Origin of the sequence: Streptomyces sparsogenes (assembly GCF_001704635.1) — a bacterium.
Taxonomy (GTDB): domain Bacteria; phylum Actinomycetota; class Actinomycetes; order Streptomycetales; family Streptomycetaceae; genus Streptomyces; species Streptomyces sparsogenes.
Genome location: NZ_MAXF01000025.1, coordinates 1 through 25,169, shown reverse-complemented (window position 1 = coordinate 25,169; position 25,169 = coordinate 1). Strand labels below are relative to the sequence as shown.

Sequence of the window (25,169 nt, the reverse complement as noted above, 5' to 3'; positions counted from 1 at the left end):
GCGGCTTCCTCCGTAGCTGATCGAGCTGCTGGCCCGGTCGCGGTCGCGGTCACGGCCGAGGCCGCGGGCAGGCGTCATCTGGCACCCAGGGCCTTTTCGAGCGCCGCGAGGTTCGCCCGCATGACCTCGAGGTAGTCGTCGCCCTTGGACTTCTTGCCGATGCCCTCGATCGGGTCGAGCACATCCGTGCGCAGGTGCAGATCGCCCGCCAGCGTCTTGGCGGTCTTGTCGCTCACCAGTGTCTCGAAGAAGATGGTGCTCACCTTCTCCTTCTTCGCGACCGAGTGCAGCTCCCTGATCCTGGCAGGGCTCGGCTCGGACTCCGGGTCGAGCCCGGAGATGGCCTCCTGGTGCAGACCGTAGCGCTCGGCGAGGTAGCCGAAGGCGGCGTGGGTGGTGACGAAGGTGTCCGAGGTGCGGTTCTTCAGACCCGTCTTGAACTCGTCGTCCAGCGCGCGGAGCTGCTTGACGAGCGCGGCGGTGTTCTTCTTGTAGGCGGCGGCGTGGTCGGGGTCGGCCTCCCGCAGCGCCTTGCCGACACCCTCGGCGACCTGGGCGTAACGGACCGGATCCAGCCAGATGTGCGGGTCGGCGCCGGCGTCCTCGCCGGAGTGGGCGTGCTCGTCGTGCCCGTGCTCGTCGCCCTCCACGTCGGTACCGTGGTCCTCCAGGGTGGTGAACGAGGCCGCGTCGGCCACGTGCTTCGGCTCCGCCTGGGTGACGGCCTGGTCGACGGCCGGCTGGAGCCCCTTGAGATAGACGACCAGGCCGGCCTCGCTGAGCCGCGCGGTCTGCCGGGCGCTGATGTCCAGGTCGTGCGGTTCCGTGCCGGGCTTGGTCAAACTGGACACATGGACGTGTCCGCCGCCGATCCGCTCGGCGAGGAACTGCATGGGGTAGAACGACGCCACCACATCGAGTTTGCCGTCCGTACGGCCGTCCGTCTCGTTGGCGGAGCAGGCTGTGAGCGTCGCGGCGAGGCCGAGGACGGCGGCGCCGGCGACAGCGGCCGGAAGGGTGGAGCGGCGTATGTTCATGACTCTCATTTTCAACAAAGTTGGAAACGATTGTCAACAACGATCTGATTCCTGATCGCTTCGCTTACCGATTTGATCCGAGGGGTGCCGCCGCCGGTAACCTGAAGCATTCGCTTTGTCGTCCATCCATCCGTCGTCATCAGCCGTCATCAATGAAGAGAGCACCGTGGCCGCCGACAAGATCGACACAATCGTCAGCCTGAGCAAGCGCCGTGGCTTCGTCTACCCGTCCAGCGAGATCTACGGCGGGCAGCGGGCCGCCTGGGACTACGGACCGCTCGGCGTTGAGCTGAAGGAGAACATCAAGCGCCAGTGGTGGCGTTCGATGGTCACCTCGCGCGACGACGTGGTCGGTCTCGACTCGTCGGTGATCCTCGCCCGCGAGGTCTGGGAGGCGTCCGGCCACGTCGCCACCTTCACCGACCCGCTGACCGAGTGCACCTCCTGCCACAAGCGGTTCCGCGCGGACCACCTGGAGGAGGCGTACGAGGCCAAGCACGGCCGGCTGCCCGAGAACGGCCTGGCGGACCTCAACTGCCCGCACTGCGGCACCAAGGGCAGCTTCACCGAGCCCAAGCAGTTCTCCGGCCTGCTCTCCACCCACCTCGGCCCGACCCAGGACTCCGGCTCGGTCGCCTACCTGCGCCCCGAGACCGCCCAGGGCATCTTCACCAACTTCCTGGCCGTCCAGCAGACCTCGCGCCGCAAGCCGCCCTTCGGCATCGCCCAGATCGGCAAGTCCTTCCGCAACGAGATCACGCCGGGCAACTTCATCTTCCGCACCCGTGAGTTCGAGCAGATGGAGATGGAGTTCTTCGTCAAGCCGGGCGAGGACGAGACCTGGCACGAGTACTGGATGGAGCAGCGCTGGAACTGGTACCGCGACCTCGGCCTCCAGGAGGCCAACATCCGCTGGTACGAGCACGCCAAGGAGAAGCTCTCCCACTACTCCAAGCGCACCGCCGACATCGAGTACCGCTTCAACTTCGGCGGCTCGGAGTGGGGCGAGCTGGAGGGCGTGGCCAACCGCACCGACTACGACCTGAAGGCCCACTCCCAGGCCTCCGGCCAGGACCTGTCGTACTTCGACCAGGAGGCCGGCGAGCGCTGGACGCCGTACGTCATCGAGCCGGCGGCCGGCGTGGGCCGCGCGATGCTGGCCTTCCTCCTCGACGCGTACGTCGAGGACGAGGCGCCCAACGCCAAGGGCAAGATGGAGAAGCGCACCGTGCTGCGGCTCGACTCGCGCCTCGCGCCGGTCAAGGTCGCCGTGCTGCCGCTGTCCCGCAACCCGCAGCTCTCCCCGAAGGCCAAGGGGCTCGCGGCTGACCTGCGCAAGAACTGGAACATCGAGTTCGACGACGCGGGCGCGATCGGCCGCCGCTACCGCCGCCAGGACGAGATCGGCACGCCCTTCTGCGTCACCGTCGACTTCGACACCCTCGACGACAACGCGGTGACCGTGCGCGAGCGCGACACGATGAAGCAGGAGCGGGTCTCCCTCGACCAGATCCAGTCCTACCTGGGCGGCCGACTGATCGGCTGCTGATCAGGGCGGGTCGTCAGGCGATCAGGCCGGGACGGGCCCTGGCGCCGCGGGTAGACTGCCGCGGCGCCAGGGCCCGTCACCTTCTGTGGCTCTTTTCTTTCTGTGGCTCTTTTCCGCGGCTGTTCGCCGTGGTTCTGCGGGAACGGGGGTTCTGGAGACATGCGAGGTGTGACGCATCACATCACCGCCACCCGGGAGGACGGCACCGTCTTCGAGGTGAGCTACGGATACGGCGCGCGGCAGCGGCGGATGCTCGAGTGTCTGCACTGCGACTGGGAGGAGCAGATCACCTACGGCGGCGCCCGGCACAAGGGCCTCGATCACCTCGCCCAGGCCCACGGCGCGGTCGGCAGCCCGACCATGACGGCCGACGCGCGGGCGCGGCGGCAGGTGATGTGGACGATGACGATCTGCTTCCTGATCGCGGCGGTCGTCCTGTGGTGGGCCACCTCCCGGACCTGAGGCCACCGTCGCCCGAGGTCACCGTCACGCGAGGTGACCGTCACGCGAGGTCACCGTCGCCCGAGGTCCGCGCCGGGGGCCTTCCTCAGGGCCAGCGCCGCGCACACCGCCGCCAGCGGCAGCTCCGCGCACACCGCCATGGCCAGGGCCGCGCACAGCTCGGCTCCCGGGGCCGCCGTCACGGTGTCGAACCACGCGTCCACCACCAGCAGCGCGCAGGTCGCCGCCGCGGTGAGGCGGTGGCGGCCGTCGCCCCGGCGCCGCAGCAGGCCGGTGGCCAGCAGCCCGAGCGCCTCCAGCGCGTCCAGGCCCGCCCACGCCGCGTTCCAGTGGCCCACCCGCGCCGTGGGCGGCAGCGTCGTCGCCAGGACGACGAGCCAGGGGAGCAGCGCCGCTCCGCTGCCCAGCAGCACCCACTCCACCCGGAAACGGCGGCCGAGCCGGCCCCGGCGGCGGGGCGTGACGCGGTCCGCGCGAGCGGCACGGGCCGGGGGCGCGGGGGCCGTCGAGGCGGGGGCGTACAGGGCGGTCATCGAGCTGTTCTCCTTCCGGCCCGGCGGGGTGCGGCTGCTCCCCGGGCACGTCCACCAGCCTCCTCGGCGCGACCGCCCCTGTCGGTAACGCGGGTTGCCGAACGGGGGTGGCACTAGGTGCACCCCCGATCCGGGTACGGGCGTGAACGACGCGTCCCGAGCTGCGGTTTAAGGTCGCCGCATGAGACTCCCCACCGCGCCGCGAGCAGCGCTCGAGCGGCTGCGGCGCGACGCGGTATTCGGGCTCGCGGGCATAGCCGTGCAGTTCCTCGCCCTGCTGGTGATGAGCGTGCCCTGGCTGATCTACGACCAGGCCGCGTCCCTGCCGGCCGTCCTGCTCAACGTCGCCCTGCCGGTCGGTGCCCTGGCCGCCCTCAGCCCGGCGTTCACCCGGACGCAGCGGCGCCGCTTCGCGGCCCTGCGCGGTGTCGACATCCCCGGCCCGGCGCGCTGGGGGTGGCAGGTGCGCTACAACCTGCTCGCCGCGCCGGCCATCGCCTGCGGCGGGCTGCTGGCCTGGATCCTCGCCGTGGTGGGGCTGGAGGGCGCGACCGTGTTCCTCTGGAGACCGCTGGTCGGGCGGCCGAAGTTCTTGCCGACCACCGTGGTGGAGGCGTATCTCACCGCGCTCGGCCTGGCCCTGCTGGCTGTCGCGTACTGGCTCATCGGCGCCCTCGCCCGGCTCGACGTCCGCCTCGCCACCGCGATGCTGGGCCCCGACCCGGCCAAGGAGCTGGAGCGCCGGGTCGAGGACCTGACCGAGCGCCGCGCGGGCACGGTCGACGCGGCCGACGCCGAACGCCGCCGCATCGAACGCGACCTGCACGACGGCGCCCAGCAGCGCCTCGTCTCCATGGCGGTCAACCTGGGCCTCGCCAAGGCCACGCTCAGCGACCTGCCCGAAGAGGCCCGCAAGGTCATCGACGAGGCGCACCGGGAGGCCAAGGAAGCCATCGAGGAGCTGAACAACCTGGTGCGCGGGCTGCACCCGGCCGTCCTCGACGACCGCGGGCTCGACGCCGCCCTGTCCGGCCTCGCCGCCCGTGCCACGCTCCCCGTGCGGCTGCGCGTCGACCTCCCCGAGCGCCCCGCGCCCACCGTCGAGGCCGTCGCCTACTTCGTGGTCTCCGAGTCGCTGGCCAACGTCACCAAGCACGCGCGGGCCACGGAGGCCGAGGTCACGGTCGTACGGACGGGCGAGATACTGCGGGTGGTCATCGCCGACGACGGGGTCGGCGGTGCCGATCCCGGCCGGGGCAGCGGCCTTACGGGGCTCGTGGGGCGCGTGGGCTCCGTGGACGGGACGTTCGACCTCAGCAGCCCCCGCGGGGGCCCGACCGTCATCACCGTGGAGTTGCCGTGCGTGCTGTGATCGCCGAGGACTCGGTCCTGCTGCGGATCGGCCTGGTGAAGGTCCTGCAGACCGCGGGGTTCGAGGTCGCGGCGGAGACGGACGACGCGGACGGGCTGCTCGCGGCCGTCGAGGAGCACCGCCCGGACATCGCCGTCGTCGACGTCCGGATGCCGCCCGGCTTCACCGACGAGGGCGTGCACGCCGCGCTGCTGATCCGGCGCCAGTGGCCGGACACGGCGGTGCTGCTGCTGTCCCAGTACGTGGAGGAGCGGTACGCCGCCGACCTGCTGACCGCGCACACCAGCGGAATCGGCTATCTGCTCAAGCAACGGGTCGCGGACGTCGAGGACTTCATCGCCGCTTTGCGCCGCGTCGCCTCCGGCGGCACCGCCCTCGACCCCCAGGTCGTCGCCCAACTCCTGGTCCGCCGCCACCGCGACCCGCTCGACCGGCTCACCCCGCGCGAGCGTGAGGTCCTGGAGGCGATGGCCCAGGGGCGGTCCAACGCGGGGATCGCGGAGGGGCTGGTGATCAGCGAGTCGGCGGTGGCCAAGCACATCAACAGCATCTTCGTGAAGCTCGACCTGCCGGTGGCGGACGGCGACCACCGGCGGGTGCTGGCGGTGCTGCGCTTTCTCGGCGTGGGGTGAGGCAGCGAGGCGCGTGGGGTGAGGCATCAGGGTGAGGGTGCTGGCCGAGGGGCGGGCCCGGGGCGCTTCCCCGGCCCGGGGTGAGGGCCGGGCCGCCCGCTCACCCCAGCGCCCGCGGCAGCCGCAGGCTCAGCAGCCCGGTCACCACGATCGCCGCGAGCTGCAGGGCCAGCGTCCTGACCAGCGCGTCCCCCATGCCCACGGACGGGGCCAGCGAGACGAAGAGCGTGCCGAGCGTGGCCACGCCCAGGGCCAGCGCCGACTGCTGGGTGGTGACCATCACGCCGCTGCCGACCCCGGCCCGCTCGGCGGGGACCTCGGCGAGGACGCTGCGGATCAACACCGGAAGCTGCAGCCCCTGGCCGAAGCCGGCCACCGCGATGCCGGGGAGCAGGTCGGTCAGCGACAGGTCGGTCCAGCCCCGGTGGACGGCCAGCATCAGCAGCACGAGGCCCACGGCCTGGATCACCGCCCCCGCCGTCACCACCCGGCCGCCGTAGCGGCTCACCAGGCGCGGCCCCATCAGCGAGGCCACGAAGAAGGTCACGGCCATCGGCGTGAGCGCCAGGCCGGCCTCGACGGGCCCGTAGCGCAGGCCCTGCTGCAGGGCGACCGCGATGACGAACATGAAGCCGCCGAAGCCCACGCCGAACGGCAGGATCATCAGCAGGCCCCGGCGCAGCCCGCGCAGCGCGAACAGGCTCGGCGGCAGCAGCGGGACGCGCCCGCGGGACTCCAGGCGCCGCTCGACGGCGTAGAAGGCGGCGGCCGCGACGGGGAAGGTGCCCAGCAGCAGCCAGGTCCACAGCGGCCAGCCCGCCGCGCGGCCCTCGGTCAGCGGCAGCAGCAGCGCCACCAGGGCGAGGGCCAGCAGCCCGGTGCCCGGCACATCGACCGGCGCGGGCCGCTCGGAGCGGGTCTCCGGCACCGTACGGGCCGCGAGGACCAGCCCGGCCAGCGCGACCGGCACATTGACCAGGAAGACCGCGCGCCACCCGGTGCCCGCGAGGTCGGCGGCCACCAGCACACCGCCGAGGATCTGCCCGGCCACCATGGCCAGGCCGGCCGTGGCGCCGTACAGGCTCACCGCGCGGGCGCGGCGCGGCCCGGAGGTGGTGGAGTGGATCGTCGCGAGCACCTGGGGGAGCAGCAGCGCCGCCGAGGCGCCCTGCGCCACCCGGCCCGCCACCAGGCTCCACGCGTCCGGCGCCAGACCGCAGACGAGGGAGGTCAGCCCGAAGGCGGCCATTCCGGCGAGGAAGAGCCTGCGCCGGCCGAAGGTGTCGCCCAGCCGGCCGCCGAGGACCAGCAGCACGGCGTACGCGACGCCGTACCCGGCGACCACCAGCTCCAGCAGCGCGGGGCCCGCGTTCAGATCGCGGTCCATGGCGGGCAGGGCGACGTTGACGATGAAGAAGTCGATGAGGGGGAGGGACCCGCCGAGCAGGACGGTGAACAGCCCGAGGGCGGTCAGCGCGCCGCCGGCGCCGGTCGGGGTTCTGGTTTCCGCGGGGGCGGGGTTCTGGGTACGGAGGGTTGTCTGGCTCACGGATACGACGATCCCGCCCCGCTCAGACGGGTACCAGAGTGTTCTTATCCTGGTACCAGAACTACCTGGCAACCGGCTGAGTCTTCCGGCACCCTGGAGCCATGACCACGATGGTGCAGGAGACCGCCGTACAGTCCGTGACCGCCGTACGGCCCGCAGACGGGGACGTGCGCCGGGGCGAGCTGGCGGCGTTCCTGCGCAGCCGGCGCGAGCGGATCACCCCCGAGCAGGTCGGCCTGGTGCGCGGCCCGCGCAGGCGCACGCCCGGGCTGCGCCGCGAGGAGGTCGCCCAGCTCGCCGCGGTGGGGGTCACCTGGTACACGTGGCTCGAACAGGCGAGGGACATCCACGTCTCCGCGCAGGTCCTCGACTCCATCGCCCGCGCGCTGCTGCTGGACCGCAGCGAGCGCGAGCACCTGTTCGCGCTGGCGGGGGCCGTGGATCCGAGCCCCGGCAACGAGTGCACGGGCGTGACGCCCGCGCTGCGGCTGATGCTGGAGCAGCTCGAGCCGTTCCCGGCCTGTGTGCAGAACTCGCGGTTCGACATCGTCGCGTACAACCGCACCTACGGGCGGCTGCTGTGTGACATGGACGCGGTGCCCCCGGAGGACCGCAACTGTCTGTGGCTGGCCCTCACCCACCCCGGCTGGCGCGACAGCATGGCCGACCGGGAGGAGACGATCCGGGGAATGGCCGCCAAGTACCGGGCCTCGATGGCCGAGCACCTGGCCGAGCCGGCGTGGAAGGCGCTGCTGAAGCGGTGCCAGGACGCCTCGCCCGAGTTCCGCGAGGTCTGGGCCCGGCACGAGGTGCTGCGGCCGAGCAACAAGGTCAAGGTCTTCCGCCAGGCGCGGGTGGGCCTGCTCCGGCTCACCGCCACCACCCTGTGGACCGGCCCGAACCCGGGACCGAAGGTGACGGTCTACACCCCGGTGGACGGCGAGTCGCACGAGCGCCTGGAGAAGCTTCACGCGCTGGTGCTCGCCGAGGTCTGAGCGGGCGCGCGCTCCTCGTCGCCGAAGAGCGTGGCGGCGCGCCGGGCGGTGGCGGCCGCCCAGCGGCCCGTGGTCACCACCCCGAGCAGCAGCACGGCGGCCCCGCACCCGGCGATGATCCACCAGGCGGGGCGGGCCGCCTCGGTGAAGCGGGCGGCGCTGCCCGACGCCCCGGAGGACAGCACCGCGCCGATCACCGCGACTCCCAGCGAGGCGCCCACCTGGCGGCTGGTGGAGGCCACGGCGGCCGCGACCCCGGCCTGGGTGCGCGGCATGCCGGACACCGCCGTGTTGGTGATGGGCGCGTTGACCAGGCCGAAGCCGATGCCGAACAGCACATACCCGGCCAGCAGCAGGCCGTCGGTGGCCTGGGCGTCGAAGGCCGCGAACAGCACCCCGCTCATCCCCATCGCCGCCCCGGCCAGCAGCAGCGGCAGCCGCGGCCCGCGGCTGCCGACCAGCCGCCCGGACAGCGGCGCGAACACGAAGCACATGGCCGCCATCGGCAGCATCCACAGCCCGGCGTGCAGCGCGTTGAGCCCGCGCGCGTCCTGGAGGTACAGCGTGTTCAGGAACAGGAAGCCGCTCAGCGCCGCGAAGGCGCTCACCGCTATGACCGTGGCCCCGCTGAAGGGCACGCTGTGGAAGAAGCGCAGCTCGATCAGCGGCTCGGCGCGGCGGCGCTCGTACGCCACGAGCCCGGCCAGCGAGCCGGCCGCGACCGCGGCGCACACGGCGATCAGCGGCGAGCCCCAGCCCCGGTCGGGCGCCTCGATGATGGCGTACGTGAGCGAGCCGAGCAGCGTGATCACCAGGAGCTGGCCCACCGGATCGGCCCGGCGCGGCCGCGGGGCGCGCGACTCGGGCACGTACCGGGCGGTCAGCATCACGGCCGCGAGCCCTATCGGCAGATTGAGCCAGAAGATCGAGCGCCAGCCGACCGACTGCACCAGCACCCCGCCCACCAGCGGCCCGGCCGCCATGCTGATGCCGACGACCCCGCCCCACACCCCGATCGCCCGGGCCCGCTCCTTGGGCTCGGTGAAGGTGTTGGCGATGACCGACATCGCGACGGGGTTGAGCATCGAGCCGCCGACCGCCTGCACCATCCGGAAGGCCACCAGCGCCTCCAGGTTCGGCGCGAGGCTGCACAGCGCGGAGCCGAGGGTGAAGACCACCAGGCCGGTCTGGAAGGTGCGCTTGCGCCCGACCCGGTCCGCCGTCGAGCCCGCGAGCATCAGCAGCGCGGCGACGACCAGCGTGTACGCGTCGATCGTCCACTGCATCCCGGAGACGGAGGCGTGCAGCTCACGCCGCATCGAGGGCAGGGCGACATTGAGGACCGTGTTGTCGAGGCTGACGAGCAGCAGGCTCATGCAGCAGATCGCCAGCACGAGCATGCGCCGGCGGTGGCTCAGCTCAGGCATGTTTGAACGCTACATCCACAATCCGGGCCGGGCCGTCATCCGGTCCGGCGCATCCGGGTCGGGCCGTCATCCGGGCCCGGCGCATCCGGGTCCGGGCGTGCGGGACAATGAGAAGTCCGCCGCCCTGACCGCATACCCGAGAGATACCCGAGGACGCCCCTTCCATGACCGCCACGCAGCTGCAGATCGGACCGCACACGGTGACCCCGCCGGTGGTGCTCGCGCCCATGGCCGGGATCACCAACGCGCCGTTCCGCACCCTCTGCCGCGAGTTCAGCGGGGGCAAGGGGCTGTTCGTCAGCGAGATGATCACGACGCGGGCGCTGGTCGAGCGCGACGCCAAGACCATGCGGCTGATCCACTTCGACGGCTCCGAGAAGCCCCGCTCCATCCAGCTGTACGGCGTGGACCCGGTGACCGTCGGCAAGGCCGTACGGATGATCGTCGACGAGGACCTGGCCGACCACATCGACCTGAACTTCGGCTGCCCGGTCCCCAAGGTCACCCGCAAGGGCGGCGGCTCGGCGCTCCCGTACAAGCGCAACCTGCTGCGCTCGATCCTGCGCGAGGCCGTGACCGGCGCCGGCTCGCTGCCGGTGACGATGAAGATGCGCAAGGGCATCGACGACGACCACATCACCTACCTCGACGCGGGCCGCATCGCGGTGGAGGAGGGCGTGACGGCCATCGCCCTGCACGGCCGTACGGCGGCGCAGCACTACGGCGGCACGGCCGACTGGGACGCCATCGCCCGGCTGAAGGAGTCCGTCCCCGAGATCCCGGTGCTGGGCAACGGCGACATCTGGTCGGCGGACGACGCCATGCGCATGATGCGCGAGACGGGCTGCGACGGCGTGGTCGTGGGGCGCGGCTGCCTGGGCCGGCCGTGGCTGTTCGGCGACCTGGTCGCGGCCTTCGAGGGCGGCGGCGCACCGGCCCGGCCCACCCTCAGGGAGGTCGCGGCGGTCATGCGGCGCCACGCCGAGCTGCTGGCCGAGTGGCTGGAGGACGAGGAGCGCGGCGTCATCGACTTCCGCAAGCACGTCGCCTGGTACACCAAGGGCTTCTCGGTGGGCTCCGAGATGCGCAAGCGCCTGGCGATCACCTCCTCCCTGGCCGAGCTCGACGCCCTCCTCGCCGAGCTGGACCTGGACCAGGAGTGGCCGGCGGGCGCGGACGGCCCGCGCGGCCGCACCTCCGGCCGCAACCGGGTCGTCCTGCCCGACGGCTGGCTGGACGACCCGTACGACTGCGCGGGCGTCAGCGCGGACGCGGAGCTGGACACCTCGGGCGGGTGACCGGGGCCGCGACACACCCGGCGGGTGACCCGGTCCTGTGAGGGCATGACACGTTACAGTGATGGGTTCGTGGTCCCAGCGGGGAGCTGGACGGTCTGGGGGGATCGGTGACAAGCGTCGTCTTCGTCCATGGCACGGGGGTCCGGGCCGCGTCTTATGAGAAGAGTTTCGCGCGGGTGACAAGCGGCCTGGGGCGGGTGAGAGCCGATGTCCGGGTCCTCCGCTGCTTCTGGGGCGAGGAGCACGGTGCCGCGCTGGGGCTCGGTGGTGTGTCCATCCCGGTGCGGACGCGGAACCGGGGTGTCGGCGGCGACGGCCCGCTGGACGAGGACGACCCGCTGGCCGTCTGGGCGTTGCTGGAGGCCGATCCGCTCGCCGAGCTCCGGGAGTACGCGGAGGCCGCGAAGGCACGGCGGGGCGGGGTGGCGCGCGTCGGCTACACGCCCGGGCGCCGGGACCCCTGGCAGGACACCGCCGACAAGGTGCGCGGGCTGAGCCTCGGGGCCGTGGCGGACGCTGAGGGCGGCCTGGGCGAGCTGGCCGCCGATCTCGCGCCGCATCTCGGCGCGGCCGGCGGCCGTGTCGCCCACGAGATCTCCCGCTCCCTGGTAGGCACGCCGCCGGCCGACGGCATCGAGGGGATCGCGGCCCGCGCCGTCTACGCCCTGGCCGTCCGGTCGGCCGAGGGCCCGCAGGGCGCCGGCGAACCGCTGCCCGTGGACGGCGCCGACCGGGACACTCTCGTCGGCGCGCTCACCGACCAGCTGGGCGGCACCGACCGGGGCGGAGCCGTCGCCGGCGCGGCGAAGGGCATCGCCGTGCGGGCGCTCAACTCCTACCTGTCACCGATCTCTTCGCTGGCCCACCGCTATCGCGGTCGGATCACAGGCGGATCCGTCCCGGCCAGTGGCGACATCCTCCGCTACCAGGTGCGCGGTGCCGGTGTGCGGGCCGCGATCCGCACGGCGGTGCGCGAGGCCGCCGAGAGCGGTGGGGGGCCGGTCGTACTGCTCGCCCACAGCCTCGGCGGTATCGCCTGTGTCGATCTCCTCGCGGACGCCACCGAGCCGCCGCCGGAGGTCGGGCTGCTGGTGACGGTCGGCTCGCAGGCGCCGTTCCTCTACGAGCTGGACGCGCTGACCTCCCTGCGCCGCGACGAGCCGCTGCCCGACACCTTCCCCCGCTGGATCAACGTCTACGACGAGCACGACCTGCTCGGCTTCGTCGGCGAGAAGGTCTTCCCCGACCGGGTCACCGACCTGCGCGTCAACACCCGCCAGCCCTTTCCGCGCGCCCACACCTCGTACTTCGCCCACCAGCGGCTGTACGAACTGCTGGCCCCGGAGCTGCCGCGGTGACGCAGGTGACACACGACTGGAGCCGCACCCATGCCGTGATCGTGGCGGTCGAGCAGTACAACGGCGGCGACGGCCTGAACCTCGACGGCCCGGTGCACGACGCCATCGGGATGTGGAAATGGCTGACCGGACAGGGCGTCCCCGCGGAGAACATCCAGCTGCTGGCCTCCCCCCTGGGGCACAACAAGGCGGCTCTGGAGGCGGTGCACCCCGCCTACCGGCCGGCGGACCGCGCCGATGTGCGCAAGGTCTTCCGGGAGGGACTGCGCGAGATCGACGGGGACTGGCTGTGGGTCTACTGGGCCGGGCACGGCGTGCAGGCGCGGGGCGGCCGGTGGAGCCTGCTGTATCCCGAGACCCATGACACGGATCTCCAGGGGCTGGACGCGGAGAATCTGGTCCACCTGCTGCGGACGGACTGTCTGCCGTATTCCTCCGGTGTGGACAGGGTCACGGTCGTCATCGACGCCTGTCGTGAGGCCCTCCCCGCCGGCACCCATGAGCTGGCCGACACCCCGGACACGCTCACCACTGAGCCGCAGACCATCGACGACCGCCAGATCTTCTGGATGCGGGCCTGCCAGGCGGGGGGTGTCACCAAGAACCAACAGCGCGTCGGCCTGTTCACCTCCGTGCTCTTACGGCAGCTCCACGCGGCCTCCGGTGGCGGGGCGACGCCGGACCTCGACCGGGTGTGGCAGGGGGTCGACGACGAGTTCCTCCGGCTGAGCGAGGACGAGGGGAGCAGACAGCTCCCCACCGTGTCCGTCAGCAACTGGCGGCAGCGGGAGCGCGAGTACACCTGGGCCCCACGGCCATCCGACCCGACGCGCCGCCGCGCGCGGCGGCAACTGCTTCTGGAAGTCGGACGGCTGTGCGACCCCTTCCCCGGCAGCCGTGCGGGCGTAGCCGCGCGGCTGTGCGGCGCGTTCGGCGAGGAGCCGCCCTCGTCGGCGGAACTCTCGACGGACGCCATGGTCGACTGGGCGCTGCGCCACCGTCACGGAGCGGCGACCCTCCTGGCCGCGCTCGGCGAGGCCCTGCCCGATGAACCGATCCTCTCCCTGGCCCGCGAGGCATGCTTCGTCCTCCAGCCCGGGCAGTGGCTCACCTGCCCGGAGTACGATGAACTTGTGGGCCTGCTGGGCGAATTGAGCCCAGCTGCCATGGACGACTTCGCCGGGGCCGCCCGTGCCGAGATCCCCGGCGTGTTCCTCCCCGCCGCCTCCGTCCCGGCGCCCCTGGCCGACGCGCTCGAAGAGCTGACCTGCGGCCCCCACCAGCTTCCGCAGTTGCTTCGCGCGGTCGAGCGGTTCGCGGCCGCCGCCGACGGCCCTCCGGTGGTCGATCTGCGTGACTGGTCGCTGCGGTGCGCCATCCGGCTGGGGCTGGAGGGAGCCTTGCACGACCGGCGCGCCGAAGCCGAGGACCGGGCGGCCCGGGCCCGGGCGGCCGGACCCGTGGACGAGCGGCTGCAGATACGACTCGGGCCGAGCGGCCCCGGCCAGCGGCGCGCCTATGAGGTCTGGTCGCGGCGTGGCGACGAGGTCGTCTCGCTGGCGAAGGTCGACACCCCCTCGACCGTCGAGGAGATACAGCGCGGCCTGGACGACCTCCTGCTCAGGCACGCTCGCGTTCAGGAGACCCTGGTGGAGTTCTTCGTGGAGCCCACCGACCTGGAGCTCGACGTGCACTGCTGGCAGCTCGGCGCGTCCGGCCCCTTCGAGCGTTCCCTCGGCACCGACTTCCCCGTGGTCGTGCGCTGCGGCGAGCTCCGAGAGGTCCAGCGCCACCTGTGGATGCGGCGATGGGAGCGGGTCGACGGGGCGAGCGCCGGCGATCTTTACCGGCTGCCCGGCCACCTGGACAAGAGCAGGCTCGTCTACGGAGCCCTACAGGCGCGCGACGACATACCGGGCGTGGTGATGACCACTCCGGCGCGAGCCCGGGCAGAGGTCTTCACAGCCTGTCTGTACGGCGGAGTCCCGGTGATGGTCTGGCACAAGGCCCGGGAACTGGCGGAGGCGGAGGCCGAACTGGAGCCCCTGCTGGGCGGCGCCGAGCAGCTGAAGTCCCTGCCCCAGTACCTGCGCAGGCTCCGTTCGGCGAGCGAGGCCGACGAGAGCCACCCGGGCAGACACGTGGCCCTGCTGTGGGACGATCCCCACCGGCCGCTCCCGGAACGGCTCCACCTGTCGGCACCCTGAGGAGAGAGAAGACGATGGCACAGGACTGGAGACTCTTCCAGGGCGGGGACACCGAGCCCCATGACGTGGAGGCCTGGCCCACCGCACCGCCGTGGCGGCGCTTCGGCGACGACTCGCCGCGCCGGTCCCGGGGACGGCTGCCGTACCTGATCTCCGAAGAGGACCGCGACGTCGTCAACATGGCGCTGCACCTCCACCGCCCGCTGCTGGTCACCGGCCCGCCCGGCACCGGTAAGTCGACCCTGGCCCGCGCCGTCGCGCAGGAGCTCAAACTCGGCGAGGTGCTGCACTGGCCGGTCAACAGCCGCTCCACGCTCACCGAGGGCCTCTACTCGTACGACGCGGTGGGCCGGCTGCGCGAGGCCTCCCTCCGGCAGCGCGCCGAAGAGCCCACCGGACCCGAGCCGGACATCGGCGACTACCTGCGGCTCGGCCCGCTCGGCACCGCGCTGCTGCCGGACGAGAGGCGGCCGCGCGTGCTGCTCATCGACGAGCTCGACAAGGGCGATGTGGATCTGCCCAACGACCTGCTCACGGTCTTCGAGGACGGCGAGTTCGAGATCCCCGAACTGGCCCGCCTCGGGGCGGAAAAGACGGTCCCGGTGCAGGTCACCGGCTCCCGCCAGAGGGTGGGCATCACCGGTGGCAGGGTGGGCTGCCGGATCTTCCCCGTCGTCGTCATCACCAGCAACGGCGAGCGCGAGTTCCCTCCCGCCTTTCTGCGCCGTTGCGTACGACTCGACCTCAAACACCCCGACGAGCAGCAGCTCCAGCGGATCGTCACCATGCATCTGGGTGAGGAGGTCGGCGCGCGGGCCCAGGAGCTGATCACCCACTTCGTGGGCCTGCGGAACGAGCGGGAGCTGGCCACCGATCAGCTGCTCAACGCGGTCCGGCTGAGGGCCTCCGGGGTGCGGGTGGACCACGACGTCCTCGACAAGCTGTTCCGCTCGCTGAACGAAGTCGACGCGTAATGATCCAGCGGCTGTGCGCCCTGCTGGAGGACGCGGGGGTCGAGCTCTCCGAGGTGGAGCTGCGCGACGTCCTGTGGTTCGCCGCCACCACCGCACCGACCCCGTCGGCGGGGGACGGCGACGGGCGGGCACGGTCCACGGGCGGCGCCCGCCCCGCCTCCGAGGAGGCTGACGGCGGTGACGAGGGCAAGGGCGTCCCGCACCGCCGCGCCGGGGAGCACACCGCCGGCGAACCCGAGCCCGAGCGCAGCGCCCCCGTCGGGCTCTTCTCACCCGGAGCCGCCCGTCCCGCCGCGACCCGCCCGGCGCGCACGGTCGGCGTCAGGGGCGTACGGGCGCTCCCCACGGCGCGCGGGCTGTCCCGCGCGCTGCGGCCGCTGCGGCGGAGCGTGCCCTCCCGCACCTCCTTCCACATGGACGAGGCCGCCACCGCCGCCTGGATCGCCGAAACCGCTCTTCCCGATGTGGTGCTGCGCCCGCGCCCGGAGCGTCGGCTGAGCGCGGCGCTCATCGTGGACGACGGCCCCTCGATGGTGCTCTGGCGGCAACTGGCCACCGAGGTGCGCGGCCTGCTGGAGCGACAGGGAGCCTTCCGCTCCGTCCGGACCTACGGCCTGGACAGCGCCCCGGACCTGGAACCGGTGCTCACCGCGCGCCCGTACGCCCCCGGCGCCCCGCGTCGCACCGCACGCCAGCTCACCGACATCTCCGGCCGTACGGTGATGCTGGTCCTCTCCGACGGGGTGGGCCCGGCATGGCGCAGCGGCGCGATTCCCCGCCTCCTCCACCGCTGGGCCCGCCACTCGCCCGTGGCGGTCCTCCAGCCGCTGCCGGCGCGGATGTGGCCGGAGCGGGGAATGCCCACCCAGCGGCTCCTGGTCGAAGCCGGTGGCCGGGAGGGCGCACCCGGCCGTGCGCTGTCCGTGCGCCATCCGGTGCTGCCGCGCGGCCTCGTCCGGTACGAGGGCACTCCGGTGCCCGTGCTGGAGCTGGCCGAGGGCGAGCTGGGCGCCTGGGCGACGCTCACCGGTACGGGGGACGGCAGCGCCCTGCTGTCGGTGATGCTGCTCGAAGGGGCCGAGAAACCGGTGACCGCGCCGGCCACGGCCCCCGTCCCCGCGCCGTCCGCCGAGGAGCGGCTGCGCCGCTTCCGGGCCGCGGCCTCTCCCGAGAGCCAGCGCCTGGCCGGGGCACTGGCCACCGTTTGGCCGCTGACGCTCCCGGTGATGCGGCTGATCCACCAGGCGGCCGCCGAACGCGGCGAGCGCTTCCACCCGGCGCAGCTCGCCGAGGTGTTCCTGGGCGGGTTGCTGCGGGGCCGGGAGGGCGGCGCGGACGAGTACGAGTTCCATCCCGGGGTCGCGGATCTGCTCCTGGACGCGGTCCGGACGGCGGACGCGCTGGAAACGGCGGCGCGGGTCACCGAGTTCCTGCTGCACCGCCAGGGCGGCGGCCCCGAGTTCCGTGCCAGGCTGGTGGGCGACCAGGGCGACTCCCGGGTCGCCGAGGAGGCCCGCCCCTTCGCCGCGGCGTCCCCCGAGCTGCTGCGACGGCTGGGGCTTCCGGAGCAGCCCCCGGACGACCGGCCCTCGCCGGAGCCGGAGGAGCCCGCGAGGCGGCCGGCCGAACCGGCCGCCGGGCCCCCTGCCCGCTCCTACACCTCCGAGCGCGTCCAGCCGCCGCTGATCGCGGTGGTGCGGCGGATCGCGGCGGAGGAGGGCCTGCCGAGGACGGTGCGCGAATGGGTTGAGAAGGTGCTGGGCGAGGCCGGCAAGCGGACTGACACCGGCTGGTCGGGGGTGCGCACCCTGCCGGACCTGGCCCGGGAACTCGTCAAGGCCGGGTGGCGGGGGTACGCAAACGAGCTGCGTGACGTGGCGCGGGAGCAACTCGCGGCACTGGCCTCCTTCGAGGACCTGGAATCCAGAGACCTCCGCGGACATCTGGCGCTCACCCTCAACCAGTTGGGAGAGCACGACCAGGCGGAGCGAGAGTTGCGTGCGGTGGTCGAGATCTCCAGGAGAGCCCATGGAGAGGAGCACGACTACACGCTCTTCGCCCGCGACTACCTCGTCGATCTGCTGGACGACGCCGGGCGGACGGCGGCGGCGGAGGACGAGTGCCGCACGCTGATCGAGGCGTGGGAGCGGCGCTCGGAGGGTGACGTCCGAGCGACGGTACTGCGGCTGCGCCGGATGCGGGGGACCCTCCTGCTGAATCTGCACCGGAGGGAGGAGGCCGAGCGGGAGTTCCGCGCCGCGGCACGCGGCCAACGTGAGCTGAAGGGCCCTCGGCATTTCGACACCATCAACGGACGTGCCTGGCTGGTCGCCGCGTTGCGGCAGCTGGGGCGGTACGACGAGGCCGAGGCCGAGGCGCGCGCGATGGTGGAGGAATGCCGCTCGGCCGAATCGACCGCGGACCACGCGCTGTTCAGGGCACTCTGGACGTTGGGTGACCTCCTGGCGGCGCGGGAGCACGACGAAGAGGCGGAGCCGGTGTGGCGCGAGTTGGTCGACAGGGCGTCCGCGGATTTGGGTCCCGGCCACTGGCGGGTGCGTACGGCACGTCGCAGGCGCATCGACGGGCTGCGCAGCCTCGGCCGGTACACCGAGGCGGAAGCCGAGATCGGCACGCTGGTGGAGGAGTCGGTCGCCGCGGTCGGGGAGTGGCACGAGGAGTCGCTGGGCGCACTGCGTCTGCAAGCGGCCCTGCTGGACGATCAACGGCGGTACGACGAAGCGCAGTCGGCCCTCCGAGAGCTTGCGGAGCGGCAGACCGCGGTGCTGGGGGCGGAACATGCCGGCACCCTCACCACCCGGCGGTACCTGGCGAGCAGCATGAGGACGGCCGGGCGGCACGAGGAGGCGTTGGAGGAGTTCGACCGGGTGCTCCAGGGCCGGATTCGGGTACTGGGAGCGGATGCCCTGGAGACGCTGGTGACGCGCTACAACCGTGCCGGGGTCCTGAGGGACCTCGGGCGTCTGGAAGAGGCCGAGGAGGAGTACCGCGTGACCGTGGAGGCGGAGGCCCGGGCGCGGGGGCGGGACGATCCGAGCGCGCTGAGGACGCGGGTCCAACTGGCCCTCCTGCTGCGCGACCAGAAGCGTTACGAGGAGGCCGAGCCGCTGCTCCGCCAGGTGGTGGAGGGGCGCACCCGGACTCTGGGCGCGGAGGCCGATATGACGCTCAACGCCCGGCACGGCCTCGGCTATGTGCTCAACGAGCTGGGCCGGTTCTCGGAGGCCGAGACGGAGATCCGAGAGACCTTGCGGGGGCGGCAGCGCGTCCTGGGGGAGGAGGACCCAGGTACCCTCTCCACCCGCCATAACCTCGCCTTTGCCCTCAAGGGCCTCGGCCGCCTCGACGAGGCCGAGGCCGAGTGGCGCGCGGTGCTCGAGATCAGCGAGCGAGTCCTGGGGGAGGAGCACGACCGCACGGTCGCCACCCGCGAGGCCTTGGCCGCCTTGTGGTCGACGGACGACGATCAGGAGGAATAGCCCGAGGTCAGTCCGTGCCGCCCGCCTCCACGGCAGCCGTCTCGCGGTCCCACGCCACCGGCTCCGCGCCCGCCCCGCCCGAGGCCACCAGCAGGTCGAGGGCCAGCGCCGCCGTCCAGCTGAAGTTCCGGGTGCCGCGCGCCTGGCCCGTGTACGGGTCGACGTACTCGGCGAAGCCGGAGGAGACGGCCACCTCGAGGGCGGCGGAGCGCAGGGTGTCGGCCAGGGGTGCGGCGCCGTGCAGCCGCAGGCCGCGTTCGACCAGCCAGTTCACGTTGAACCAGGCGGGGCCGCGCCAGTAGCGGGACGCGTCGAAGGCGGCGCCCAGCAGGTCGTAGCTGGGGACGAGGCGCGCGGCGGCGCCCAGGCCGAAGTGGGGGCCCGTCGCGGTGCGGATGAGGTGGGCGGCGAGGGCGGGCGGCAGGCCGGGGACGATCAGGGGCAGCAGGCCGGCCGCGCCGCGCTCGGGGATCAGCGTGTCGTCGCGCAGGTCGCGGCAGAGGAACAGCCCGGTGGCCGGGTCCCACAGCCGCTTCACCAGCGCGTCGGTGAGCCGCCGGGCTCGCGCCCGGTGGGGTGCCGGGGCGGCGCCGACGGCGGTGGCGATCTCGGCCAGCGCGTGTTCGGAGGCGATCAGCAGGGCGTTGACGCCCGGGTCCTCCACGGCGAAGGCGGGCGGCGGCCCGTCGTCGCGGTAGCCGCGGTCCCGGTAGTCGGCGGCGAGCCGCACATAGCGGCCGTAGTCCAGGTCGGTGGGCCGGTCGGCGGCGGCGCCGTGGTGGAGGTCGGCGCGGCGGAAGGTGCCGGGCGCGGCGGGCTCGATCCGCTTCAGCGGGGCGTCCCAGCAGGGGCTGTTGTCCATGCCGGGCTCCCAGGGGTGGACCACGGCCACCAGCCCGTGGCCGCCCAGGTCGCGGGCCTCGGTCAGATAGCGGTGCCAGGCGGCGAGCTTGGGGTACAGCCGGGCCAGGAAGCCGCGGCGGGCCGAGGTCCGGGGGTCGGCGCGGTGCACCAGCAGGCAGGCGAGCGCGTGGACGGGGGGCTGGACGATGCCGGAGGTCTCGACGGCCGCGGGGGCGCCGGCGGCCGCGCCCGCGCGGGAGGAGCGCCAGAAGTCGGGGCTGGGGAAGTAGGCGTCGAGCGGCACCGCCGGGTTGAAGACGATGTGCGGGATCCGGCCGTCGCCCCATTGGGCGCTCAGCAGGGTCTCCAGCTCCCGCTGGGCGCGGGGCGCCGACAGGTGGCGCAGCCCGATGGCGATGAAGGCCGAGTCCCAGCTCCACTGGTGCGGGTAGAGGCCGCGGGAGGGGACCGTGGAGGTGCCGGTCCAGTTGTCCAGGAGCACCCGCCGGGCGCCGCGCAGCAGCCGCGGGGGCGCGGGCTGGTGTGGCTCGCCGCTTTCCACGAAGGACTCCGAGAGGGTCGTGGCCTCGTATTGCCGTCACGGCGAAGATAGCCGAGCGCGCGGCGGGCCCTGCTGCGTTGCGCGTGCTCGTTCGGGGGGTTCCCATGCGAGGTGATTCCCATGCGAGGTGCTCGTTTGAGCGGGGCCCCTCTCGTTGTATCCAAAAGGCGAGATGATACCCCGTCAGAGCGCGTGATTCTCGCCACTCTGATAGCCCCCTCGCTCACATGAGCGGTGATCCGGAGGGGTCTCGGCGGTGCGGGACTGTGCTCACCTCTCCAAGGCATGGCACTCCGTGCCACCTTTTGGATGTTCGACACGCCGAACCAATAGTGACGCAGGGTGACGTCTGAGCGTTTTGATGTGGTCGAAACGTAAGCATGTATTCGACACTTGAATCAAACGCGGGAGGGGCGTCATTCGTACGAGTGACTTTCGAACTCGTGGCAGGCGGGTGGTTACAGCCGAATGACGGGGGAGTGCACATGCTCAGGCACCTTCGATCTGGGTACGCTCCCCGCCGTCAGGGCAGCCGAGCCGAGGAGTTCGAGTCCCGTGCCGGAAACACAAGATCAGCAGAAGTTCGTTTACGACTTCACCGAGGGCAACAAGGATCTCAAGGACCTGCTCGGCGGGAAGGGCGCCAACCTGGCCGAGATGACCAATCTCGGTCTCCCCGTGCCACCGGGCTTCACCATCACCACCGAGGCCTGCAAGGTCTACCTCGCCAGCGGCGAGGAGCCCCCGGCCCTGCGCGACGAGGTGAGTGCGCACCTCGACGCCCTCGAGCGGAAGATGGGCAAGAAGCTCGGCCAGCCGGACGACCCGCTGCTGGTCTCCGTGCGCTCCGGCGCCAAGTTCTCGATGCCCGGCATGATGGACACCGTCCTCAACATCGGCCTCTCCGACGACTCGGTCGCGGGCCTCGCCGCCCAGGCCGGCGACGAGCGGTTCGCCTGGGACTCCTACCGCCGCCTCATCCAGATGTTCGGCAAGACGGTGCTCGGCGTGGACGGCGACCTCTTCGAGGAGGCGCTCGAGGACGCCAAGCGCGCCAAGGGCGTGACCGTCGACGTCGACCTGGACGCCGGGGACCTCAAGCGACTGGTCACCGAGTTCAAGGACATCGTCGCCCAGGAGACCGGCCGCGACTTCCCGCAGGAGCCGCGGCAGCAGATGGACCTCGCCGTGCGGGCGGTCTTCGACTCGTGGAACGGCGACCGCGCCAAGCTCTACCGCCGCCAGGAGCGCATCCCCCACGACCTGGGCACCGCCGTCAACGTCTGCTCCATGGTCTTCGGCAACCTCGGCCCCGACTCCGGCACCGGCGTCGCCTTCACCCGCGACCCCGCCAGCGGCCAGCAGGGCGTCTACGGCGACTACCTGCAGAACGCCCAGGGCGAGGACGTCGTCGCCGGGATCCGCAACACCGTGCCGCTCGCCGAACTGGAGCGGATCGACAAGGGCTCGTACGACGAGCTGATGCGGATCATGGAGATCCTCGAGAACCACTACCTGGACCTCTGCGACATCGAGTTCACCATCGAGCGCGGCAAGCTGTGGATGCTCCAGACCCGCGTCGGCAAGCGCACCGCCGGGGCCGCCTTCCGTATCGCCACCCAGCTCGTCGACCAGGGCCTGATCGACGAGGCCGAGGCGCTGCGGCGGGTCAACGGCGCCCAGCTCGCCCAGCTGATGTTCCCGCGCTTCGACGAGGAAGCGGCGGACGGCGACGCGGTGCGCAAGCTCGGCCGCGGCATCGCCGCCTCGCCGGGCGCGGCCGTCGGCAAGGCCGTCTTCGACTCGTACACCGCGGTCAAGTGGTCCCGCTCCGGCGAGAAGGTCATCCTCATCCGCCGCGAGACCAACCCCGACGACCTCGACGGCATGATCGCCGCCGAGGGCATCCTGACCTCCCGCGGCGGCAAGACCTCGCACGCCGCCGTCGTCGCCCGCGGCATGGGCAAGACCTGTGTCTGCGGCGCCGAGGAGCTCGAAGTCGACACCAAGCGGCGCCGGATGACGGTGCCCGGCCGCGACGGCAAGGACGGCCTGGTGATCGAGGAGGGCGACGTCATCTCGATCGACGGCTCCTCCGGCAAGGTCTACCTGGGCGAGGTCCCCGTCGTCCCCTCCCCGGTCGTCGAGTACTTCGAGGGCCGGATGCACGCGGGCGCCGACGACGCCGACGAACTCGTACGGGCCGTCCACCGGATCATGGCCTACGCCGACCGGGTGCGCCGGCTCCGGGTGCGGGCCAACGCCGACAACGCCGAGGACGCCGCCCGCGCCCGCCGCTTCGGCGCCCAGGGCATCGGCCTGTGCCGCACCGAGCACATGTTCCTCGGCGAGCGGCGCGAACTGGTCGAGCGGCTGATCCTCGCCCACACCGACGAGGAGCGGGAAGCCGCCCTCGGGGCGCTGCTGCCGCTCCAGAAGGACGACTTCGTCGAGCTGTTCGAGGCGATGGACGGGCTGCCCGTCACCGTACGGCTCCTCGACCCGCCGCTCCACGAGTTCCTGCCCGACATCACCGAGCTGTCGGTGCGCGTCGCCCTCGCCGAGTCCCGCAAGGAGCACAACGAGAACGACCTGCGCCTGCTCCAGGCCGTCCACCGCCTCCACGAGCAGAACCCGATGCTCGGCCTGCGCGGCGTGCGCCTCGGCCTCGTCATCCCCGGACTCTTCGCCATGCAGGTCCGGGCCATCGCGGAGGCCGCCGCCGAGCGCCGAGGTGCCAAGGGCGATCCGCGCGCCGAGATCATGATCCCGCTGGTCGGCACGGTCCAGGAACTGGAGATCGTCCGCGAGGAGGCCGAAAAGGTCATCGAGGAGGTCGAGCGCGCCCGGGGCGTGGACCTCAAGCTGACCCTCGGCACCATGATCGAGCTGCCGCGCGCCGCGCTGACGGCCGCTCAGATCGCCGAGTCCGCCGACTTCTTCTCCTTCGGCACCAACGACCTCACCCAGACGGTCTGGGGCTTCTCCCGCGACGACGTCGAGGCCAGCTTCTTCACCGCCTACCTGGAGAAGGGCATCTTCGGCGTCAGCCCCTTCGAGACCATCGACAAGGACGGCGTCGGCTCCCTCGTCCGCAGCGCCGCCGAAGCCGGCCGCGCCACCCGCCCCGACCTCAAGCTCGGCGTCTGCGGTGAACACGGCGGCGACCCGGAATCCGTCCACTTCTTCCACGAGGTGGGCCTGGACTACGTCTCCTGCTCCCCGTTCCGCGTCCCCGTGGCCCGCCTCGAATCCGGCCGCGCCGCCGCCCTCGGGCGGTAACCCGACCACCGTGGCCGCCCTCGGGCGGCAACCCCGACCACCGGAGTCACGCCGGGGCCCCTACCCTCAGCCCCACCGCTGACTCCGGCCCGCAAAGGGGGCGGCACCTGTGCGGAGGTGCCGCCCCCTCCTTCGCGCGCCGTCCACGGTACGGCGACCCACCGACAGCGGAGACGACGAAGCCCCGCCCGCACGGCACGGAGGCAGCGCGGGCGGGGCTCGGGCTGATCGGGTCAGCGGCTGGTGTACGTGTAGGCGAGCAGCGCTATCGGCATCGCCACGCACGCCGCCAGGCAGATCATCCACGCGGGCACGCCAAAGAAGCGCGTTCCGTGCTCGTCCTCGTGCGGCTCGTCGCACTCGGTGCACATGCGTACCGTTCTGATCGGCACGGTCTACCTCCGGCGGATCGCTGCGGCGGCCAGGGCTGAGAGGGCGGCCACCGGGGCCACGACCATACAGCCGCTCGTCTTGCCGTTCCCTTGGTCACCACCGGGGCCAGCCTTTTTGTGTCCCTTCTCGGTGGCCTTCTCTTGATACTCCTCGTAAGCGCTCACGGGCTGCTCCATCCGTGTCGAGGGACTGGGCCCGCCCCGGCCGGCCGTCCTCACCGATAAGGGGGCGACCGGAGCGGGGGCTTGTGATGCGGTGGGCCCTACTCCTGCTTGCTGTCGGTGGACAGTTGTCCGGCAGCGTGCTCGGCGGCGCTTCCCGCCAGGCCCTGTAGCTGGGGGTCGAGAGCCGGGTCCTGGCTGGCGTTGATCGCTGCGCCGAGGTTGCCGATCTGCGCCAGGAGCTCGTCGTCGTCCATGGGTCTCCTTCGAAATGGATGGGTGGTGAGGCCCGCCCGCGGCTGAGGGACCGTGGTCAACCGCAGCCGGGGGCGGGGGCAGGGAGGCCGAGCGCGTGCTGCTCGGCGAGGCCCGCTCCGGCCGGCCGTCCTCACCTGTCGGGAGCGGCCGGAGCGGGGGCCAGGTGGTGGGCCGCCGAGCGGACGCCTCCGGCACGGGGGGACCGGACGCCCGACGACCCACCGGTCTACGGGGCCGGGTCGCCCGCCACGCATAGGGCGACGGTGAGCATCAGGAGCCCGGCCGGCACGCCCATGGCCACGCCGGCGCGGGCGACCCGGAAGACGAACAGCGCGGCCCGCTCGGCGGGGGACGGTCGGCGGTGCCTCATCCTCCGTCCTCCTCCTTGCGGGCCTGCCGCGTGGCTGCCTCGTAGGCGCGCAGCAACTGCTCGCCCTGACTGCAGACGGCGCCGGGCGTCTTGCACGCCTGGCAGCCCGCGGCGTGCTTGATGGCAGCGAGCCATGCCGCCTCTTCGGCGGGGTCCCTGGTCGTCACCGGACCCACCCCTGCTCTCGGGCGCGGCGCATGGCCGCGGTCTCGGCGAGCGGGTCGCGCTGCTGGGGGAAGCTCGCGGCGCACTCGTCGGGGCAGGCGTAGACGGTGCGGCCGCCGACGCTCGCCCCGTGCTCGACCGCGACGGTCACCGGCTCGCTGGTGGGCTGGTCGCAGCGGGCGCAGATCTGAGGGGTCACCGCTGGGCCTCCTCGCGGGGGCCGAGCGCTTCGCGCGGTCTGC

The 25,169-nt window shown here is 72.5% G+C and carries 21 protein-coding genes; 11 read left to right on the top strand and 10 right to left on the bottom strand.

Annotated elements, in window-relative coordinates; translation table 11 throughout:
* Positions 1-74: 74 nt before the first annotated feature.
* Positions 75-1,037 (bottom strand): metal ABC transporter substrate-binding protein, encoded by a 963-nt coding sequence (locus tag BBH68_RS05035; RefSeq protein ID WP_065959126.1) that lies wholly within the window; start codon positions 1,035-1,037, stop codon positions 75-77.
* A 166-nt stretch (positions 1,038-1,203) separates the two neighbouring features.
* Between BBH68_RS05035 and BBH68_RS05030 the strand changes: the two genes are divergently transcribed.
* The gene (locus BBH68_RS05030; RefSeq protein WP_065959124.1) at positions 1,204-2,586 is read left to right on the top strand and encodes a glycine--tRNA ligase; all 1,383 of its coding nucleotides are present in this window, start codon (positions 1,204-1,206) and stop codon (positions 2,584-2,586) included.
* Between the two features lie 159 nt (positions 2,587-2,745).
* Positions 2,746-3,048 (top strand): hypothetical protein, encoded by a 303-nt coding sequence (locus BBH68_RS05025; RefSeq protein WP_065959121.1) that lies wholly within the window; start codon positions 2,746-2,748, stop codon positions 3,046-3,048.
* A gap of 50 nt (positions 3,049-3,098) precedes the next feature.
* On the opposite strand, the gene BBH68_RS05020 is transcribed toward BBH68_RS05025, so the two are convergent.
* On the bottom strand, positions 3,099-3,581 hold the full coding sequence (locus BBH68_RS05020; protein WP_245737896.1) for a hypothetical protein: 483 nt from the start codon (positions 3,579-3,581) through the stop codon (positions 3,099-3,101).
* A 181-nt stretch (positions 3,582-3,762) separates the two neighbouring features.
* Here BBH68_RS05020 and BBH68_RS05015 point away from each other — a divergent pair, with 181 nt between their 5' ends.
* Positions 3,763-4,953, top strand: coding sequence for a sensor histidine kinase (locus BBH68_RS05015; protein WP_065959119.1), 1,191 nt, complete (start codon positions 3,763-3,765; stop codon positions 4,951-4,953).
* Entirely contained in the window at positions 4,941-5,585 is a 645-nt protein-coding gene (locus BBH68_RS05010) for a response regulator transcription factor (RefSeq protein WP_065959116.1), read from the top strand. Before BBH68_RS05015 ends, BBH68_RS05010 begins: the two co-directional genes overlap by 13 nt.
* A 100-nt stretch (positions 5,586-5,685) precedes the next feature.
* Here the strand turns inward: BBH68_RS05010 and BBH68_RS05005 are convergent, their stop codons facing one another.
* Positions 5,686-7,134, bottom strand: coding sequence for an MFS transporter (locus BBH68_RS05005; protein ID WP_079150814.1), 1,449 nt, complete (start codon positions 7,132-7,134; stop codon positions 5,686-5,688).
* A 101-nt stretch (positions 7,135-7,235) separates the two neighbouring features.
* Here BBH68_RS05005 and BBH68_RS05000 point away from each other — a divergent pair, with 101 nt between their 5' ends.
* Entirely contained in the window at positions 7,236-8,129 is an 894-nt protein-coding gene (locus BBH68_RS05000) for a helix-turn-helix transcriptional regulator (protein WP_079150813.1), read from the top strand.
* Here the strand turns inward: BBH68_RS05000 and BBH68_RS04995 are convergent.
* Positions 8,102-9,556 carry an MFS transporter gene (locus BBH68_RS04995; RefSeq protein WP_065959113.1) on the bottom strand — a complete coding sequence of 485 codons (1,455 nt, stop codon included), beginning with the start codon at positions 9,554-9,556 and terminating at the stop codon, positions 8,102-8,104. The genes BBH68_RS05000 and BBH68_RS04995 overlap by 28 nt on opposite strands.
* Before the next feature lie 164 nt (positions 9,557-9,720).
* Here BBH68_RS04995 and dusB point away from each other — a divergent pair, with 164 nt between their 5' ends.
* The 5 genes from dusB (at position 9,721) to BBH68_RS04970 (ending at position 18,893) form a co-directional block, all read left to right on the top strand.
* On the top strand, positions 9,721-10,854 hold the full coding sequence (gene dusB / locus BBH68_RS04990; protein ID WP_065959110.1) for a tRNA dihydrouridine synthase DusB: 1,134 nt from the start codon (positions 9,721-9,723) through the stop codon (positions 10,852-10,854).
* A gap of 176 nt (positions 10,855-11,030) precedes the next feature.
* Positions 11,031-12,212, top strand: coding sequence for an alpha/beta fold hydrolase (locus tag BBH68_RS04985; RefSeq protein WP_245737895.1), 1,182 nt, complete (start codon positions 11,031-11,033; stop codon positions 12,210-12,212).
* Complete coding sequence (locus tag BBH68_RS04980; RefSeq protein ID WP_079150812.1) at positions 12,209-14,419, top strand: VMAP-C domain-containing protein; 2,211 nt, start codon at positions 12,209-12,211, stop codon at positions 14,417-14,419. The genes BBH68_RS04985 and BBH68_RS04980 overlap by 4 nt, the downstream gene beginning before the upstream one ends.
* 14 nt (positions 14,420-14,433) lie before the next feature.
* Positions 14,434-15,393 carry an AAA family ATPase gene (locus BBH68_RS04975; RefSeq protein ID WP_065959106.1) on the top strand — a complete coding sequence of 320 codons (960 nt, stop codon included), beginning with the start codon at positions 14,434-14,436 and terminating at the stop codon, positions 15,391-15,393.
* Complete coding sequence (locus BBH68_RS04970) at positions 15,393-18,893, top strand: tetratricopeptide repeat protein (protein ID WP_065959104.1); 3,501 nt, start codon at positions 15,393-15,395, stop codon at positions 18,891-18,893. The genes BBH68_RS04975 and BBH68_RS04970 overlap by 1 nt, the downstream gene beginning before the upstream one ends.
* Before the next feature lie 7 nt (positions 18,894-18,900).
* On the opposite strand, the gene BBH68_RS04965 is transcribed toward BBH68_RS04970, so the two are convergent.
* On the bottom strand, positions 18,901-20,298 hold the full coding sequence (locus BBH68_RS04965; RefSeq protein ID WP_065959101.1) for an MGH1-like glycoside hydrolase domain-containing protein: 1,398 nt from the start codon (positions 20,296-20,298) through the stop codon (positions 18,901-18,903).
* 555 nt (positions 20,299-20,853) lie between these two features.
* On the opposite strand from BBH68_RS04965, the gene ppdK reads away from it, so the two are divergent.
* Complete coding sequence (ppdK, locus tag BBH68_RS04960) at positions 20,854-23,580, top strand: pyruvate, phosphate dikinase (RefSeq protein ID WP_065959097.1); 2,727 nt, start codon at positions 20,854-20,856, stop codon at positions 23,578-23,580.
* A gap of 233 nt (positions 23,581-23,813) precedes the next feature.
* On the opposite strand, the gene BBH68_RS41800 is transcribed toward ppdK, so the two are convergent.
* The 5 genes from BBH68_RS41800 to BBH68_RS04955 all read right to left on the bottom strand — a co-directional run bounded on the left by BBH68_RS41800 (position 23,814) and on the right by BBH68_RS04955 (position 25,126).
* Positions 23,814-23,972: a hypothetical protein gene (locus BBH68_RS41800; protein WP_158080318.1), complete on the bottom strand. Its 159-nt coding sequence runs from the start codon at positions 23,970-23,972 to the stop codon at positions 23,814-23,816.
* Between the two features lie 263 nt (positions 23,973-24,235).
* Positions 24,236-24,391 carry a hypothetical protein gene (locus tag BBH68_RS41795; RefSeq protein ID WP_158080319.1) on the bottom strand — a complete coding sequence of 52 codons (156 nt, stop codon included), beginning with the start codon at positions 24,389-24,391 and terminating at the stop codon, positions 24,236-24,238.
* Between the two features lie 227 nt (positions 24,392-24,618).
* The gene (locus BBH68_RS41790) at positions 24,619-24,762 is read right to left on the bottom strand and encodes a hypothetical protein (RefSeq protein ID WP_170066534.1); all 144 of its coding nucleotides are present in this window, start codon (positions 24,760-24,762) and stop codon (positions 24,619-24,621) included.
* Positions 24,759-24,929 carry a hypothetical protein gene (locus tag BBH68_RS38960; RefSeq protein ID WP_245737894.1) on the bottom strand — a complete coding sequence of 57 codons (171 nt, stop codon included), beginning with the start codon at positions 24,927-24,929 and terminating at the stop codon, positions 24,759-24,761. Before BBH68_RS38960 ends, BBH68_RS41790 begins: the two co-directional genes overlap by 4 nt.
* Positions 24,926-25,126, bottom strand: a complete 201-nt coding sequence (locus BBH68_RS04955; RefSeq protein WP_065959068.1) for a hypothetical protein — start codon at positions 25,124-25,126, stop codon at positions 24,926-24,928. Before BBH68_RS04955 ends, BBH68_RS38960 begins: the two co-directional genes overlap by 4 nt.
* Positions 25,127-25,169: the final 43 nt, after the last annotated feature.

Bases quoted from the DNA above. Each gene is read 5' to 3' on its own strand.
- BBH68_RS05035 (WP_065959126.1), bottom strand. From the start codon at position 1,037: ATGAACATACGCCGCTCCACCCTTCCGGCCGCTGTCGCCGGCGCCGCC.
- BBH68_RS05025 (WP_065959121.1), top strand. From the start codon at position 2,746: ATGCGAGGTGTGACGCATCACATCACCGCCACCCGGGAGGACGGCACC.
- BBH68_RS05020 (WP_245737896.1), bottom strand. From the start codon at position 3,581: ATGACCGCCCTGTACGCCCCCGCCTCGACGGCCCCCGCGCCCCCGGCC.
- BBH68_RS05015 (WP_065959119.1), top strand. From the start codon at position 3,763: ATGAGACTCCCCACCGCGCCGCGAGCAGCGCTCGAGCGGCTGCGGCGC.
- BBH68_RS05000 (WP_079150813.1), top strand. From the start codon at position 7,236: ATGACCACGATGGTGCAGGAGACCGCCGTACAGTCCGTGACCGCCGTA.
- BBH68_RS04995 (WP_065959113.1), bottom strand. From the start codon at position 9,556: ATGCCTGAGCTGAGCCACCGCCGGCGCATGCTCGTGCTGGCGATCTGC.
- dusB (WP_065959110.1), top strand. From the start codon at position 9,721: ATGACCGCCACGCAGCTGCAGATCGGACCGCACACGGTGACCCCGCCG.
- BBH68_RS04975 (WP_065959106.1), top strand. From the start codon at position 14,434: ATGGCACAGGACTGGAGACTCTTCCAGGGCGGGGACACCGAGCCCCAT.
- BBH68_RS04970 (WP_065959104.1), top strand. From the start codon at position 15,393: ATGATCCAGCGGCTGTGCGCCCTGCTGGAGGACGCGGGGGTCGAGCTC.
- BBH68_RS41795 (WP_158080319.1), bottom strand. From the start codon at position 24,391: ATGGACGACGACGAGCTCCTGGCGCAGATCGGCAACCTCGGCGCAGCG.
- BBH68_RS41790 (WP_170066534.1), bottom strand. From the start codon at position 24,762: ATGAGGCACCGCCGACCGTCCCCCGCCGAGCGGGCCGCGCTGTTCGTC.